12 protein-coding genes are annotated in these 14,723 nt (G+C 67.0%); 5 read left to right on the forward strand and 7 right to left on the reverse strand.

The window, feature by feature from the left end; all coding sequences use genetic code 11:
• Positions 1-140 precede the first annotated feature (140 nt).
• The 4 genes from QX048_RS31925 to galE form a co-directional block, all read right to left on the reverse strand.
• Positions 141-545, reverse strand: a complete 405-nt coding sequence (locus QX048_RS31925) for a hypothetical protein (RefSeq protein WP_315771443.1) — start codon at positions 543-545, stop codon at positions 141-143.
• A gap of 1,288 nt (positions 546-1,833) precedes the next feature.
• On the reverse strand, positions 1,834-2,535 hold the full coding sequence (locus QX048_RS31930) for a fumarylacetoacetate hydrolase family protein (RefSeq protein WP_315825092.1): 702 nt from the start codon (positions 2,533-2,535) through the stop codon (positions 1,834-1,836).
• 33 nt (positions 2,536-2,568) lie between these two features.
• The gene (locus QX048_RS31935; RefSeq protein WP_315825091.1) at positions 2,569-4,374 is read right to left on the reverse strand and encodes an ABC transporter ATP-binding protein; all 1,806 of its coding nucleotides are present in this window, start codon (positions 4,372-4,374) and stop codon (positions 2,569-2,571) included.
• Positions 4,375-4,476: 102 nt separating this feature from the next.
• Positions 4,477-5,490, reverse strand: a complete 1,014-nt coding sequence (gene galE / locus QX048_RS31940) for a UDP-glucose 4-epimerase GalE (protein WP_315753283.1) — start codon at positions 5,488-5,490, stop codon at positions 4,477-4,479.
• 129 nt (positions 5,491-5,619) lie between these two features.
• Here galE and QX048_RS31945 point away from each other — a divergent pair, with 129 nt between their 5' ends.
• Positions 5,620-6,666 carry a glycosyltransferase family 4 protein gene (locus QX048_RS31945; RefSeq protein ID WP_315825090.1) on the forward strand — a complete coding sequence of 349 codons (1,047 nt, stop codon included), beginning with the start codon at positions 5,620-5,622 and terminating at the stop codon, positions 6,664-6,666.
• Here the strand turns inward: QX048_RS31945 and QX048_RS31950 are convergent.
• The 3 genes from QX048_RS31950 to waaF form a co-directional block, all read right to left on the reverse strand.
• Positions 6,648-7,175 carry an HAD family hydrolase gene (locus QX048_RS31950; RefSeq protein ID WP_315825089.1) on the reverse strand — a complete coding sequence of 176 codons (528 nt, stop codon included), beginning with the start codon at positions 7,173-7,175 and terminating at the stop codon, positions 6,648-6,650. The genes QX048_RS31945 and QX048_RS31950 overlap by 19 nt on opposite strands.
• A complete protein-coding gene (locus QX048_RS31955) occupies positions 7,176-7,715 on the reverse strand; it encodes a D-sedoheptulose 7-phosphate isomerase (RefSeq protein WP_409998677.1) in 540 nt (179 codons plus the stop codon).
• A 63-nt stretch (positions 7,716-7,778) separates the two neighbouring features.
• Entirely contained in the window at positions 7,779-8,891 is a 1,113-nt protein-coding gene (waaF, locus tag QX048_RS31960) for a lipopolysaccharide heptosyltransferase II (protein WP_315825087.1), read from the reverse strand.
• Between the two features lie 148 nt (positions 8,892-9,039).
• On the opposite strand from waaF, the gene rfaD reads away from it, so the two are divergent.
• From rfaD to QX048_RS31980, 4 genes are read left to right on the forward strand one after another with little or no spacing between them, the layout of a single operon-like run.
• Entirely contained in the window at positions 9,040-10,020 is a 981-nt protein-coding gene (gene rfaD, locus QX048_RS31965) for an ADP-glyceromanno-heptose 6-epimerase (protein WP_315753274.1), read from the forward strand.
• Between the two features lie 38 nt (positions 10,021-10,058).
• The gene (rfaE1, locus tag QX048_RS31970) at positions 10,059-11,531 is read left to right on the forward strand and encodes a D-glycero-beta-D-manno-heptose-7-phosphate kinase (protein ID WP_315825086.1); all 1,473 of its coding nucleotides are present in this window, start codon (positions 10,059-10,061) and stop codon (positions 11,529-11,531) included.
• Positions 11,528-12,811 (forward strand): O-antigen ligase family protein, encoded by a 1,284-nt coding sequence (locus QX048_RS31975; RefSeq protein WP_315753270.1) that lies wholly within the window; start codon positions 11,528-11,530, stop codon positions 12,809-12,811. Before rfaE1 ends, QX048_RS31975 begins: the two co-directional genes overlap by 4 nt.
• The gene (locus QX048_RS31980) at positions 12,808-14,721 is read left to right on the forward strand and encodes a nucleoside-diphosphate sugar epimerase/dehydratase (RefSeq protein WP_315825085.1); all 1,914 of its coding nucleotides are present in this window, start codon (positions 12,808-12,810) and stop codon (positions 14,719-14,721) included. Before QX048_RS31975 ends, QX048_RS31980 begins: the two co-directional genes overlap by 4 nt.
• Positions 14,722-14,723: the final 2 nt, after the last annotated feature.

The following is a 14,723-nucleotide window of genomic DNA, read 5'->3' on the forward strand; positions in this document are numbered from 1 at the left end:
TTGGGGAGTAGGGCGGATTAGCGGAGCGTAATCCGCCGCTTCTTCTCCGCGGAGGGACGGCGGATTACGCCTTCGGCTAATCCGCCCTACGCGTTCCAAAGATGGGTTCGGAACGGACGTTCGCGGTCACTCTGCCGTGGTCAGGGGTATGGCGGGTGCCAAATCGCAAATGGCGGGCTCCATTGGCCGGAATCGTTCAGTACGAGCAGGACCGCAGCGCCACGCGCCGCCGAGGTCCCATTGAAGAGCGAGAACTGGATGCTGTGGTCATTTCGTTCCTCTCCCTTGAAGAACGCCGAAGTCTTCATCGCCTTCGACGCCACGTCGGCCGTACAACCTTCCGCGGGAAGGTGACGGTGCACGACCGAAAGAACTTCATTCAAGTCTCGAGGGTGCTGCGCCAGTAGATTGTCGATCTTCAAGACGAACGTGGAAAGTTGGCTTTCACAGTTAGCGCGCCCGGCATCTTGCGCGTTGGTTGAGGGCGTGCCACCCGAGACGCCAACGAGTGCTGCTGCCAACGCCACTATCAATTTTCTCTGCATCTACTCCACCTGGGCTCAGGTACCTTGCCGCAATCGACGCGAACGGCAAATGGATGGCCAAGACGTTGAGATCTCGATGATTGTGTTATTGCCTACGTCAAGCCCGGCCGCTATCGGCGCAGCGATGGTTCGTTAAGCGGAATCTAACGGAGCTAAGAACTGTCCGCTGTGCGGATCACCATCAGGGGACTGCCGACCTCTTCTAAAAAGATACGAGCTGCTTGACAATTTCGCCAAATCAGCATTATGGTCCGCCCCATCCCGTTGCACGGTAGGGGACGGTTCGCGGTCGTCACGGACGTTGGCAGCGGGGAGCGGTGGACGCGGGGCGGCGGCGTGTGATGAGCACGGACGAACGTTTGCCTCGCGGACGGTGAAGGCGTGTGGTTCTGATACTCCGACGCTAGTATCAACGTTGCGACAAAGCTTCGCTTTGCGCAGCGGATGGTGGCCAGAAAGCCCGGTGCACCAGGAAGAGCGCGCTATAGCCCGTTAAAACCATCGCGCGGGGAAGGCCGGGTGTGTTCGGCCAGACCTGTGGTGACTGCCGCCTGCTTTTTTTCTGGAGGCGGGCCACGGGCGCGGCCAGCGCCCGGCCTTCCCTGCGCCCTCCATCTGGAGAGGGCGGGAATTGGAGCATCACTCGGGCGCGGAATGCGTCGCGAGAAGGTGGGTGCTCGTCTCTTCCTTGATGCTGTTTGAGATTGTGGATCAGCGTTGCCGCTCGGCCGGTGCCCACCCTCCCCTGGAGGGGGAGGGTCGCTCGCGCGCGAAGCGGGCGAGCGGGGTGGGGTGATCTCTCCACGCGCACCGGTGCCAGAGGAGAGATCACCCCACCCCGCCTCACGTGTCGCTTCGCTCCTCGTGAGGCGACCCTCCCCCTCCAGGGGAGGGTGAACCAGTCCTCGGCTGCGATTGGGCTTCAATGAAGGAAAGCCGTTCAGGGCGCGGACTGCGTCGCGAGAGCGTGGATGCTCGTCTCAGCCTGAACGCTGTTTGAGATTGTGGATCAGATGATGTCGCAAAGCAGGTCTGACCCTCCCCTGGAGGGGGAGGGTCGCTCGCGCGCGAAGCGGGCGAGCGGGGTGGGGTGATCTCTCAGCGGACGCCGGTGCGAGCGGAGAGATCACCCCACCCCGCCTCACGTGTCGCTGCGCTCCTCGTGAGGCGACCCTCCCCCTCCAGGGGAGGGTGACCCCGGTGCTTGGCTGCGATCGGGCGCCAGACCGAAAAAAGCCGCGCAGAGCGCGGCCTTTTTGGAAGTGTTGCGAGGGACCGTGGGCGCCGCTTACGCCGCCGCAGGCCCGATCGAGACCTTCAGCGTGCCCACGCCGTCCACGCCGCATTCGATCTTGTCGCCGGGGACGACCGCCGCGACGCCGGCGGGCGTGCCGGTCATGATGATGTCGCCGGCGGCGAGCTCGACCTGCTGGGAGAGCTTCCAGATGATCTCCGGCACGTTCCAGATCAGCTCGGAGAGGTCGCCGCTCTGGCGCTCGGTGCCGTTGACCGACAGCCAGATCTTGCCCTTCGACGGGTGGCCGATCTTGGCCGCGGGCACCACCGACGAGCAGGGCGCGGAATGGTCGAACGACTTGCCGACCTCCCAGGGGCGCTGCATCTTGCGGGAGGCGAGCTGCAGGTCGCGGCGGGTGAGGTCGATGCCGACGGCGTAGCCGTAGACGTGGTCGAGCGCCTTGTCGGTCGGAATGTTGAGGCCGCCGCTCTTCAGCGCGACCACCAGCTCGACCTCGTGATGCATGTCCGTGGTCAGCGGCGGGTAGGGGATCACGGCGCCGTCCGGCGCCAGCATGTCGGCATGCTTCGCAAAGAAGAACGGCGGGTCGCGCTCGTCATTGCCCATCTCGCGGATGTGCTCGAGATAGTTGCGGCCGACGCACCAGATGCGGCGGACCGGAAAGACGCCGGCTTCGCCGACGACGGGAAGCGAAGGCTGCGGGAAGGCCGGGATGACGGTGGAGGCGCTCATGAAATGGATCTCGGGTGCGGTGAAATAAGCGGGTCAGGACGTCGCGGTCATGGGGATGACGTTCGGCCCCATGTCGCGCTGTTGCAGGCGGAAGAACGAAGCATAGCGGCCGCCACGGCGCAACAGATCGTCATGCCGGCCGCGCTCGACGATGTCGCCGGCCTCGACCACCAGGATGGCGTCGGCGTTCATGATGGTGTGCAGGCGATGCGCGATGACGATGGTGGTGCGGTTCTGGCAGAGATGCTCGATCGCCTCCTGCACCTGGCGCTCGGATTCGGAATCCAGCGCCGCGGTGGCCTCGTCGAGCAGGATGATCGGCGCGTTGCGGATCAGCGCGCGGGCGACCGCGATGCGCTGGCGCTGGCCGCCGGAGAGCTGGGTGCCGTGCTCGCCGACCGGCGTGTCGTAGCCGAGCGGGAAGCTCATGATGAAGTCGTGCGCGCAAGCGGCCTTCGCCGCCTCGATGATCTCGGCCTCGGTCGCGCCGGGCTTGCCGAAGGCGATGTTGGCGCGGATCGAGTCGCGGAACAGATAGACGTCCTGGCCGACATAGGCGGCCTGCTCGCGCAGGGAGCGGCGCGACACGTTCGAGATCGACTGACCGTCGATCAGGATGTCGCCCGCGGTCGCCTCGTAGAAGCGCAGCAGCAGCGCCAGCACCGTCGACTTGCCGCCCCCGGACGGGCCGACCAGCGCGGTGACCTTGCCGGGCTCGGCTGTGAAGCTCATGCGGTTGAGCACCGGCTCGTTGTCGCGATAGGCGAAGGAGACGTCGCGCAGCTCGATCCTGGCCTGCGTCAGCTTCAGCGCCGGCTTGTCGTCGTCGGGCTGCTCGCTGGCGGGGCTGTCGACCACTTCGAGCAGCATGCGGGCGCCGACGAGCTGGCTGTTGAGATCGATGTTGAGCCGCGCCAGCCGCTTGGCCGGCTCGGTCGCCATCAGGAAGGCGGTCATGAAGGAGAAGAACTGGCCGGGCGTGGCGTTGAGCGCGACCACGGCATAGCCGCCATACATCAGGCAGCCGGCGACCGCGAAGCCGCCGAGCATCTCCATCAGCGGGTTGGAGCGGTTGGAGACGCGGGCCATCTTGTTGGCGTTGCGCTCGACCACCGCGATGTTCTCGTCGATGCGCGCGCGCATCGCGTCCTCGAGCGTGAACGCCTTGACGGTGCGGATGCCCTGCAGCGATTCCTGCATGGTCTCCAGGATGTCGGCATTGCCGGTGAACTGGCTGTGGGCGAGGCCCTTGATGCGCTTGACCAGCTTGCGCAGCACCAGCATGGCCGGCGGCACGACGACGAGGCCGAGCAGCGACATCCAGGGGTCCTGCGCGACCATCACGGCGATCATGCTGATCAAGAGCAGCAGGTCGCGGCCGATCGCGTTGATCAGCATGGTCAGGACGTCGGTGATGGACTTGGCGCCGGCGGTGAGGCGTGCCAGGAACTCCGACGAGTGCCGCTCGGAGAAGAAGCCGATGCTCTCGCTCATCAGCTTCGCGAACAGCGCGCGCTGGTTGTTGGCGAGGATCGCGTTCGAGATCTTCGACAGGATCACCGCGTAGCCGTAGGTCGAGACGCCCTTGACGAACAGCAGCAGCACGGTGACGCCGGAGAGCACCGCGATGCCGGGGATGCTCTTGTCGACATAGGCCTTGTTGATGACCTGGCCGAGGATGTAGGCGGCGCCGGCGCTGGCGCCGGCCGAGACCGCCATCAGCGCGAAGGCGGTGAGATAGCGGCGCCAGTAGAGGATGCCCTGTTCCATCACGAGGCGGCGGATCAGGATCGCGGCGCCATAGGGATCGTCGGTGATCTTCTTCGGAAATTCGGCCATTCTGGTCCCTGGCCGCCGGGACAAATCGCCGGGCGGACAGCAGTGCTTGCCCGCTCGGGGCGGCTTTTTCAAGCCCCCCGGCGTCCGGCTAAGTCGTTGATTCTAGGCCGAGGCCCGCTGCAGCGTGCCGCTGTGGCGTTCCAGGAACAGTTTCTCCTCCCAGGCCAGCGCATGGGCGGCGATCGTTTCCAGATCGTCATAGATCGGCGTCCAGTCGAGCAGCGCCTTCAGACGGCTGGTGTCGGCGACCATGCTCATGATGTCGCCGGGGCGCCGCGGCGCGTATTGGACGGGAATGGCGCGGCCGGAGACGCGCCGGACGGCCTCGATGGTCTCGAGCACGGAATAGCCGCGGCCGTACCCACAATTCAGCGTGACCGAGCTGCCGCCGGCGCGCAGATAGGCCAGCGCGGAGCGGTGCACCTGGGCGAGATCGCAGACATGGATGAAATCGCGGATGCAGGTGCCGTCGGGGGTCGGATAATCGGTGCCGTAGACGTCGATCTTGGCGCGCTGGCCGGTGGCGACCTCCATCGCGATCTTCATCAGGTGCGTCGCGCCGACGGTGGCAAGCCCGGCTCGTCCGAACGGATCGGCGCCGGCGACGTTGAAGTAGCGCAGCACCACGTAGTTGAGGTCATGTGCCGAGGCCACGTCGTGCAGTATGATCTCGGCCATCAGCTTCGAGGTGCCGTAGGGCGAGGTCGGACGGGTCGGCGCGCTCTCGGGCACCGGCACCTCGTTCGGATTGCCGTAGACGGCCGCGGTCGAGGAGAACACGAAGCGGCTGACGCCGCGCTTGACCGCCGCATTCAACAGGCTGCGCGTGGTCATGGTGTTGTTGCGATAGTAGAGCAGCGGATCGCGCACCGATTCCGGCACCACGACCGAGCCCGCCAGATGGATGATGCTGTCGACGCCGTGCTGGCCGATGACGCCGTCGACGAGATTTTCATCGCCGGCATCGCCGATGAACAGCGGCACGCCGTCGGGCACGAAGGCGGAAAAGCCGCTCGAAAGGTTGTCGATCACCACGACGCTTTCGCCGGCTTCCGCCAGCGCGAGCACCATGTGGCTGCCGATATAGCCGGCGCCGCCGGTCACGAGCACGGTCATTGTTTGACGCGATCCCTGTTTGTTTCCGGCAGACTAACGCCCGCGAAATGAACGACCTGTTGCGTGCATAGCGAACTGGCGGCGATGCTTAATGTTGCGTATAGGGAACCGCTGCAATTGGAGTTGAGTGTGCAAGCCGAGCCGTTTTCCGCCGCAGATCTCGACGTGATCGTGCCCAACCTGCACCGGCGCTATTCCGGCGTGACCGCGACCAACCGGATGGTGGCGCCGAAGCTGGCGAGGCTGGTGCGCGCGGCGTGGCTCGGCTCCTACGCGCCCGAAGGGATCGCGCGGATGCGCGCGAGCGATCTGTTCAAATTGTGGGGCCGGCGGCGGCCGCTGATCTGGCATGCCCGCCGCAACGACGAGATGATCGTCGGCGTGATCATGCGGGCGCTCGGCTGGCCGTTGAAGCTGGTGTTCACCTCGGCCGCGCAGCGCCATCACAGCTGGATCACGCGCTGGCTGATCCGCCGCATGGACGCGATCATCGCGACCAGCGACATCTCGGCGTCCTATCTGAAACGCGAAGCGACGGTGGTGACGCATGGCGTCGACACCGACGTGTATTCCCCGCCGGCGGATCGCGCCGCGGCCTTCGCCGAGAGCGGACTGCCGGGCAAATATGCCATCGGCTGCTTCGGCCGCGTCCGCGCGCAGAAGGGCAGCGACGTGTTCGTCGCGGCGATGTGCCGGCTGCTGCCGCGTTTTCCGGATTTTTCCGCGGTGCTGGTCGGCGCCGTGACGCCCGAGCAGATGCCGTTCGCGAGCGAGCTGAAGAAGCAGATCGCCGCCGCGGGCCTGGAGCAGCGCATCGTCATCACCGGCGAGCTCGACATCGCCGACGTGCAGCGCTGGTACCAGCGTCTCACGATCTACGCCTTCACCTCGCGCAACGAAGGCTTTGGTCTCACGCTGATCGAGGCAATGGCGGCAGGAGCGGCGCTGGTCGCGGCGCGCGCCGGCGCGGCGGAGATCGTGGTCGAGGATGGCGTCACAGGCGTGCTGGTCCCGCCCGGCGACGTCGATGCGCTGGTCGCAGCGCTCGAGCCGTTGATGCGGGATCCGGATGCCGCACTGGCGATGGGCGCGCGGGCGCGGCAGCGGGTGGTGGAGAGGTTCAGCCTCGAGGCCGAGGCCGACAAGATCGCAGCCGTCTATCGCGAACTGGTCTGAGCGATGATGTCGGCGACGAACGCATCGAGATCGCCGCCGGCGAACAGGAAGCCGGGCAGGCCGGCGGCTTCGGCCGCCGCGATGTCCGAGGCGCGGTCGCCGATCACGAAGCTGCCCTCGCGCCTGATGGGCCAGTGCTGCATCAGGTCGAGGATCATGCCGGGCGCCGGCTTGCGCCAGGGATGCTCGCGCAGATAGCGCTCGACCGAGCCTTCGGTGTGGTAGGGGCAATAGCGGACGTCGTCGATCACAGCCCCCTGCGCCGCGAGCTCGGCCCGCATCCAGTCGTGCAGGTCCGTGACGTCATCCTCCGAGAACAGCCCGCGCGCCACGCCGGACTGGTTGGTGAACAGGAACACGTGATAGCCGGAGTCGTTGAGCCGCCGGATCGCCTGCGCCACGTTCGGCATCCAGCGGATGCGATCCGGCGAGCCGATGTAGTTGTCGTCGTGATTGATGACGCCGTCGCGGTCGAGAAACGCCGCCGGCTTGAGCTGAGCGGTCGTCATCTAGCCCTCGTCCTGCATCAGCGCCGCCTCGATCATCTCGCAGATGCCATGCGCCGTCGCGAGATGGATCTGCTGGATCAGCGGCGTGTCGTCGCTCGGCGCCACCAGCAGCTCGTCACACAATTCGCCCATCGGGAGGCCCTTGGCGCCGGTGAAGCCGACCGTGACCAGTCCGCGCTCGCGCGCCTTGCGCAGCGCGTTGAGGATGCTCGGCGATCGACCGGAGGTCGAGATCGCCAGCAGCACGTCGCCCGGTGTACCGAGCCCTTCGACCTGGCGGGCGAAGACGTGATCGAAGCCGTAGTCGTTGCCGATCGCCGTCAGCGCCGAGGTATCGGTCGTCAGCGCGATCGCGGCATAGGCGGGCCGCTCCTGCCTGTAGCGGCCGACGATCTCGGCGGCGATGTGCTGCGCGTCCGCCGCGCTGCCGCCATTGCCGACGATCAGCAGCTTGTGGCCGCGACGCAGCGCAGAGATGATTTTCGTTGCGATCCGCCCGGCGCTGGCGAGCATCGCGGCATCGTCGGCCGCGCGTTCCATGGCGGCGCGGGAGCGGGCGAGATGGTTGGCGATCGGGTTGAGGGCGCGGGTCACGCGGGCGGCTCAGGTTACGTCAGGGTCGGTGTATGGGGCGCGGTGTCGCTTCGCAAGCTGGTGCACGACCGGTATTGCCGCGTCGGCAAGGACCTGCTGGGCGATGGCGGCGACATCGGTCGCCGGAATGTCGCGCATGCAGCGGTGGTCGTTCATCCGGCAGACCGGCCGGTGGCAGGGCTGGCAGGGGATATGAGTCCTGGTCTGGACCGTCGCCGCGAGGCCGTTCAGCGGCGCCCAATGGTATGGGCTGGTCGGACCGAAGATGCCCATGGTCGGCGTCCCCAGCGCCGCGGCGATGTGCATGAGCCCCGAATCATTGGAGATGGCGACGCTGGCCGTCGCCATGGCCAGGATACCGTTGCGCAGGTCGGTTCCGGTGAGGTCGCGGACGTCCGGGCCGCCGGCGGCGACGATCTCGGCGGCGAGCGCCTTCTCGCCGGGGCCGCCGACCACCCAGACGTCGAGGCCGGCCTCGCGCAGCAGCCGGGCCGCGTCGCCGTAATAGGGCCAGCGCTTGGCGGCACCCACCGATCCCGGTGCCAGCGCCACGGCCGGGCGGGTCCCCAGGCCATTGGCCTCGCGCCAGCGCGCGACGTCCTCAGGCGGCACCCGCAGCTGCGGGACCGGCCATTCCGGCGGCAGCGGCGCCCCGTCGGGCAGCGCCAGCGCGGCATTCTTGTCGATGAAGCGGGGCAGCGCCTTCTCGCCCCAGCGCCAGCGGTTGAGCAGGCCGAAGCGGACCTCGCCGACGAAGCCCACCCGCTCGGGGATGCCGGCCAGCGCCGGTGCCAGCGCCGATTTCCAGGTCCGCGGCATCACCAGGGCGGTCCGATAGCGACGTTCGCGCAACATCGCGGCGAGCTGCCATTGCCGGCCGAGCGCCAGCCGGCTGCGCGGCAGGTCCCAGACGATGCCGGAGCGGACCCCGGGCATGTAATCGACCAGCGGCGCGCACAGCGACGTCACCAGCAGGTCGACCGGCCGATTCGGCCAGCGCTCCTTGAGCACCCGCACCACGGTGTGGCCGCGCACGAAATCGCCGATCCACATATAGGGGATGATCAGGATCGGGCTGGTGTCCGCCGCGTCCACCTCGACCTTGGCCGAATTCGAATTCATTCTTTGTCTGCCTAGCTCAGGCGCGCTGGTAGCCGCTCGGCCGCCGCAGGTAAAGTGGGCCGAGCGGGCCGTCACCAAAGCGCTTACACTTTGCCGCCGCATGCGCTACGCGAGGGCCGGGGTTTTCGGGATCAGGACGGGTTGCGGAATGTTGCTGGTGACCGGCGGCGCCGGGTTTATCGGATCGAATCTGGTCGCGGCGCTGAACGACGCCGGCCGGACCGATGTCGTGGTCTGTGACACGCTCGGCAGCGAGGGCAAGTGGCGCAACCTGGCCAAGCGGCAGCTGGCCGACGTCGTGCCGCCTTCCGATCTGGACGCCTGGTTGAAGGGTCGCCGGCTCGAGGCCGTCCTGCACATGGGCGCGATCTCCGCGACCACGGTGGTCGACGGCGATCTCGTGATGGAGCGCAACTTCCGCAGTTCCTTGCGCCTGCTCGACTGGTGTACGGCCAACACCACGCCGTTCATCTACGCCTCGTCGGCGGCGACCTATGGCGACGGCGCGCAGGGCTTCGTCGATGAGCCGTCGCTGGCGGCGCTGAAGACGTTGCGGCCGATGAATCTCTATGGATGGAGCAAGCATCTGTTCGACATGGCGGTGGCTGCGCGCGCCGAGCGCGGCGAGAGGCTGCCGCCGCAATATGCCGGGTTGAAGTTCTTCAACGTGTTCGGTCCCAACGAGTACCACAAGGGATCGATGATGAGCGTGCTGACCCGTCGCTTCGACGACATCAAGGCCGGACACACCCTGCAACTGTTCAAGTCGCACCGCGAAGGCATCGCCGACGGCGACCAGCGCCGCGACTTCATCCATGTCGACGACGTCGTCCGCGTGATGCTGTGGCTGTTGGCCTCTCCCTCCGTCTCGGGCCTGTTCAACGTCGGCACGGGCCAGGCGCGCAGCTTCAAGGACATGATGCTGGCGGCCTATGCTACGCTCGGTGCGACGCCGCGGATCGAGTACATCGACATGCCCGAAGCGATTCGCGGCAGCTACCAGTATTTCACCCAGAGCAAGGTCGACCGGCTGTTGGCGGCCGGCTACAACGGCGGCTTCACGTCGCTCGAGGATGCGGTCGCTGGCTATATCCGGAACTATCTCGATTCCGCCGACCGCTTCCGCTAGACGATCTGGTTCCGACCATTGCACCGAGACTGCCGCTGATGTTCGACTTTGACGATCTCTCGCAAGCGATCGCCCGCCAGACGGTGCTGTGCATCGGCGACCTGATGCTGGACGAGTTCGTCTATGGCGAGGTGTCGCGGATTTCCCCCGAGGCGCCGGCGCCGGTCATCGCGGTCCAGCGAAGCGAGACCAATATCGGCGGTGCCGGCAACGTCGCGCGCAACATCGCCGCGCTCGGCGCCCGCTGCATCTTCGTCGGTCTCGTCGGGCAGGATGCGGCCGGCGACCAGCTGGAGGCCGAGCTCGCCAAGGAGGGCGGCATCGAGAGCGTGCTTGTCCGTGATCCTTCGCGGCCGACGACGCGCAAGGTGCGCTTCGTCTCCGAGCATTTCTCCACCCACATGCTCCGCGCCGACTGGGAGCGCGCCGCACCGGCGGCCGGCGAGATCGAGCAGAAGCTGATCGAGGCCATCCTGCCACTGATCGCGCGGGCCGATATCGTGCTGCTGTCGGACTACGCCAAGGGCGTGCTCACGGCGCGCGTGTTGCGCAACGTGATCGACGCGACGCGCAAGGCCGGCAAGCGCGTCATCGTCGATCCCAAGAGCGCGAATCTCGCGATCTATCGCGGCGCGAGCGTGCTGACGCCGAACCGCAAGGAGTTTTCGGAAGCGACCCGCAGCCGCGCCGAGACCGAACAGGAGATCGCCGCGGCCGCGCAGGACGCGATCTATCTCGCGGACTGCGAGGCGATCCTGGTGACGCAGAGCGAGCGCGGCATGACGCTGGTCCCGCGCGAGGGCGATCCGATTCACGTGCCGGCCTATCCCGTGAAGGTGCGCGACGTCTCCGGCGCCGGCGACACGGTTGTTGCCGTGCTTGCCGCGACGCTCGCGGCGGGCGCCGCCTGGGCGGATGCGTTGCGGATGGCGAGCGCCGCGGCGGCGGTGGCCGTCAGCAAGCACGGCACCGCCAGCGTGACATCGGCCGAGCTGCGCCGAAAGATCCTGCCGCATGCCTATCGTGCCGCTGAGGAGAAGATCATCGAGAGCGATGACGAGCTCGCCGCCCGCGTCGAGGTCTGGCGGGGAGAGGGCCTGCGCGTGGGCTTTACCAATGGCTGCTTCGACATTCTGCATCCCGGCCACGTCAAGGTGCTGACCGCGGCGCGCGCCGCCTGCGACCGGCTCGTGGTCGGGCTGAACAGCGATGCCTCCGTCAAGCGGCTGAAGGGCGAAAGCCGGCCCGTGCAGGACGAGCGCGCGCGCGCCGAGGTCCTGGCCGCGCTCGAGGCGGTGGACCTCGTCGCCATCTTCGCCGAGGACACGCCGCTCCGCTTGATCGAGCTGGTCCGGCCGAGCGTCCTGGTCAAGGGCGGCGACTATACGCGCGAGCAGGTGGTGGGGCATGAGGTCGTCGAGGCCGGCGGCGGCGAGGTGATCCTGATCGACATCCTGAAAGGGCACAGCACGACCGCGCTGGTCGATCGCGCCCGGAGCGAGGCGCGATGAGCGCGCTGGCAGGTCATCCCGGCCCGGCGCTGCTGGCGCGCCGCTGGCGCGATCCGGCGGCGTGGCGGACGACGGTCGATGTCGTGGCGATTCTGCTGGCGGCCTCGCTGCCGTGGTCGACCTCGCTGGTGTCGATCCTCGGCGTCGTCATGCTGATCACGATGGTGCCGTTTCTCGATGTCGAGCGTCTGCTGCAGGTCCTGAAGCGGCCGATCGCGCTGGCGCCGATCGCGCTGTTCCTGCTGGCGCTGGTGGGAACGCTGTGGTCGGACGTCGCATGGGGCGCGCGGTTCTACGCGGTGGGACCTGCGGCCAAGCTTCTGGTGCTGCCCGCGCTGCTCTACCATTTCCAGCGGTCGGAGCGCGGCCTGTGGGTCTTCACCGCGTTTCTCGCCTCCTGCGTGCTGATGGTCGTGGTGTCGACCGCGGTCGCGTTCAATCCTGCGCTCGCGCTCAAGGCCAATGCCGATCGCGGCATCTTCGTGAAGAACTACATCGACCAGGGCCAGGAGTTCTCGCTCTGCGCCGTGGCGCTGGCCTATCCGATCGCCCAGTTGCTGCGCGCCCGCCGCTTCCTTCCGGCCGGCCTGCTCACTGCGATCATGATCGCGTTCCTCGCCAACATGATCTTCATCGTTGTCTCGCGTACCGCGCTGGTGACGATCCCGATCCTGCTTGCGGTGTTCGGGCTGATCCACTTGAAATGGCGTGCCAACCTGCTGATCGCGGCCGTTGCCCTTGCGCTGGGCCTTGCGGCATGGACCGTGTCCCCGCAATTGCAGGGCAAGGTGGCGACGTTCACGAGCCAATATCAGGACTACAGGAACGATCGCGCGGTGACGTCGATCGGCGAGCGGCTCGAGTTCTGGCGCAAGTCGTTGCGGTTCCTGGCCGACGCGCCGCTGATCGGGCACGGCTCGGGCTCGACGCGTCATCTGTTCGAGCTGGCCGCGAGCGGGTCGCGCGACCTCTCCTCGAGCCAGGTCGTCAGCAATCCGCACAATCAGACGCTCTACGTGGCGGTCCAATGGGGGGCGCTCGGGATCGTGATTCTCTACGCGATGTGGGCCGTGCACCTTCTGTTGTTCCGCGGCGACGGGCTGGTGCCCTGGATCGGGCTGCTCGTCGTCGTGCAGAACATCTTCACCTCGTTGTTCAATTCCCACATCTTCGATTTCCACGAGGGGTGGATGTACGTGATCGGCGTCGGCGTGGCCGGCGGAATGGTGTGGCGATCGCGGACGCCGCCTGATGCTGGGCAGGGGACGCTCGAACCATGACGCGTCCGTCTCAACTGACCTACCGGAATATGCTGATTGCCGCGCATGACCTCCTGGTCAGCGTCGTCGCGCTGTTCGCGGCGTTCTATATCCGCTTCGAAGGCGCCAGCACCTTCTGGGAGCGGGTGCCGCTGCTCTTGCAGATCCTGCCGTACTTCATCGCCTTCAGCTTCGTCGTCTTCTACTTCTCGAGCCTTCTGACGACGAAGTGGCGGTTCATCTCGCTGCCGGACGCGCTGAACATCGTCCGCGTCGCGACCGTGCTGACGCTGGCGCTGCTGGTTCTCGACTACATCATCGTTGCGCCGAACGTCCGCGGCACCTTCTTCTTCGGCAAGCTCACGATCATTCTCTATTGGTTCCTGGAGATCTTTGCGTTGAGCGCGCTGCGTTTCGCCTATCGCTACTTCCGCTACACGCGGGTGCGACGGCACGCTCGGTCCGAGGACGCTGCCCCCGCGCTCCTGATCGGCCGTGCTGCCGACGCCGAGGTCGTGCTGCGCGGCATCGAGAGCGGCGCGGTCAAGCGGATCTGGCCGATCGGCATTCTCTCGCCATCGGCCGCCGACCGGGGGCAGTTGATCCGCGGCGTGCCGGTGCTGGGCGGCATCGACGATGTCGAGGATGTCGCGGCCGACTTCGCCCGCCGCGACCGGCCGATCGCGCGCGCCCTGATGATGCCGACGGCGTTCGATCCGGACTGTCATCCGGAAACCTTCCTGATGCGGGCGCGCCGGTTGCGCCTGATCGTGAGCCGCCTGCCGTCGCTGGAGAGCGGCGATGCGCCGAGGCTCGCGCCGGTCGCGGTCGAGGACCTCCTGCTGCGGCCGAGCGAGAAGATCGATTACGGACGTCTCGAAGCGCTGGTGCGTGGCAAGGCGGTGGTCGTCACCGGCGGCGGCGGCTCGATCGGGGCCGAGATCTGCCAGCGCGTCGTGGCATTCGGCGCGGCGCGGCTGCTCATTCTGGAGAATTCCGAGCCGGCGCTCTACGCGATCACCGAGGTGCTCGCGGCCGATCCCGAGGCTGCCGTCGCCGTCGAGGGGCGCATCGCCGACATCCGCGATCGCGACCGGGTGTTCGCGCTGATCGGCGAGTTCAAGCCGGATCTGGTCTTCCATGCCGCCGCCCTGAAGCATGTGCCGATCCTCGAGCGCGACTGGAGCGAGGGCGTCAAGACCAACATCTTCGGCTCGATCAACGTGGCCGATGCCGCGGTGGCCTCAGGGGCCGAGGCCATGGTGATGATCTCGACCGACAAGGCGATCGAGCCGGTGTCGATGCTCGGCCTCACCAAGCGCTTCGCCGAGATGTACTGCCAGGCGCTCGATCGCCAGCTCGCCGACCGGCCGGTGGGACGGCCGCCGATGCGGCTGATCTCGGTGCGCTTCGGCAACGTTTTGGCGTCGAACGGCTCGGTGGTGCCGAAGTTCAAGGCCCAGATCGAGGCGGGCGGTCCTGTCACGGTGACACACCCGGACATGGTGCGCTATTTCATGACCATCCGCGAGGCCTGCGATCTCGTGATCACTGCGGCCTCGCATGCGCTGGCGCCGCAGCGCCCGGACGTCTCGGTCTATGTGCTGAACATGGGCCAGCCGGTCCGTATCGTCGAACTGGCCGAACGCATGATTCGCCTGTCCGGCCTGCAGCCGGGCTACGACGTCGAGATCGTGTTCACGGGCATCCGGCCCGGCGAGCGCCTCAACGAGATCCTGTTTGCGAGCGAGGAGCCGCCGGTCGAGATCGGTGTCGCCGGCATCATGGCCGCCAACCCGAACGAGCCGCCGATGCCGACGCTGAAGGCCTGGATCGCGGCGCTCGATCAGGCGATCGCGCGCAATGATCCGGTGACGATCAAGTCGGTGCTGAAGGATGCGGTGCCGGAATTCGGCTCGAGCGCGGCCTGAGT

The organism is Bradyrhizobium sp. SZCCHNS30572 (assembly GCF_032484415.1).
In the GTDB taxonomy this organism is placed as follows: domain Bacteria; phylum Pseudomonadota; class Alphaproteobacteria; order Rhizobiales; family Xanthobacteraceae; genus Bradyrhizobium.

What these genes read in the sequence shown, in the direction of transcription:
- QX048_RS31925 (WP_315771443.1), bottom strand. Translation starts at nt 545, where the DNA reads ATGCAGAGAAAATTGATAGTGGCGTTGGCAGCAGCACTCGTTGGCGTC.
- QX048_RS31930 (WP_315825092.1), bottom strand. Translation starts at nt 2,535, where the DNA reads ATGAGCGCCTCCACCGTCATCCCGGCCTTCCCGCAGCCTTCGCTTCCC.
- QX048_RS31935 (WP_315825091.1), bottom strand. Translation starts at nt 4,374, where the DNA reads ATGGCCGAATTTCCGAAGAAGATCACCGACGATCCCTATGGCGCCGCG.
- galE (WP_315753283.1), bottom strand. Translation starts at nt 5,490, where the DNA reads ATGACCGTGCTCGTGACCGGCGGCGCCGGCTATATCGGCAGCCACATG.
- QX048_RS31950 (WP_315825089.1), bottom strand. Translation starts at nt 7,175, where the DNA reads ATGACGACCGCTCAGCTCAAGCCGGCGGCGTTTCTCGACCGCGACGGC.
- QX048_RS31955 (WP_409998677.1), bottom strand. Translation starts at nt 7,715, where the DNA reads ATGGAACGCGCGGCCGACGATGCCGCGATGCTCGCCAGCGCCGGGCGG.
- waaF (WP_315825087.1), bottom strand. Translation starts at nt 8,891, where the DNA reads ATGAATTCGAATTCGGCCAAGGTCGAGGTGGACGCGGCGGACACCAGC.
- rfaD (WP_315753274.1), top strand. Translation starts at nt 9,040, where the DNA reads ATGTTGCTGGTGACCGGCGGCGCCGGGTTTATCGGATCGAATCTGGTC.
- rfaE1 (WP_315825086.1), top strand. Translation starts at nt 10,059, where the DNA reads ATGTTCGACTTTGACGATCTCTCGCAAGCGATCGCCCGCCAGACGGTG.
- QX048_RS31975 (WP_315753270.1), top strand. Translation starts at nt 11,528, where the DNA reads ATGAGCGCGCTGGCAGGTCATCCCGGCCCGGCGCTGCTGGCGCGCCGC.
- QX048_RS31980 (WP_315825085.1), top strand. Translation starts at nt 12,808, where the DNA reads ATGACGCGTCCGTCTCAACTGACCTACCGGAATATGCTGATTGCCGCG.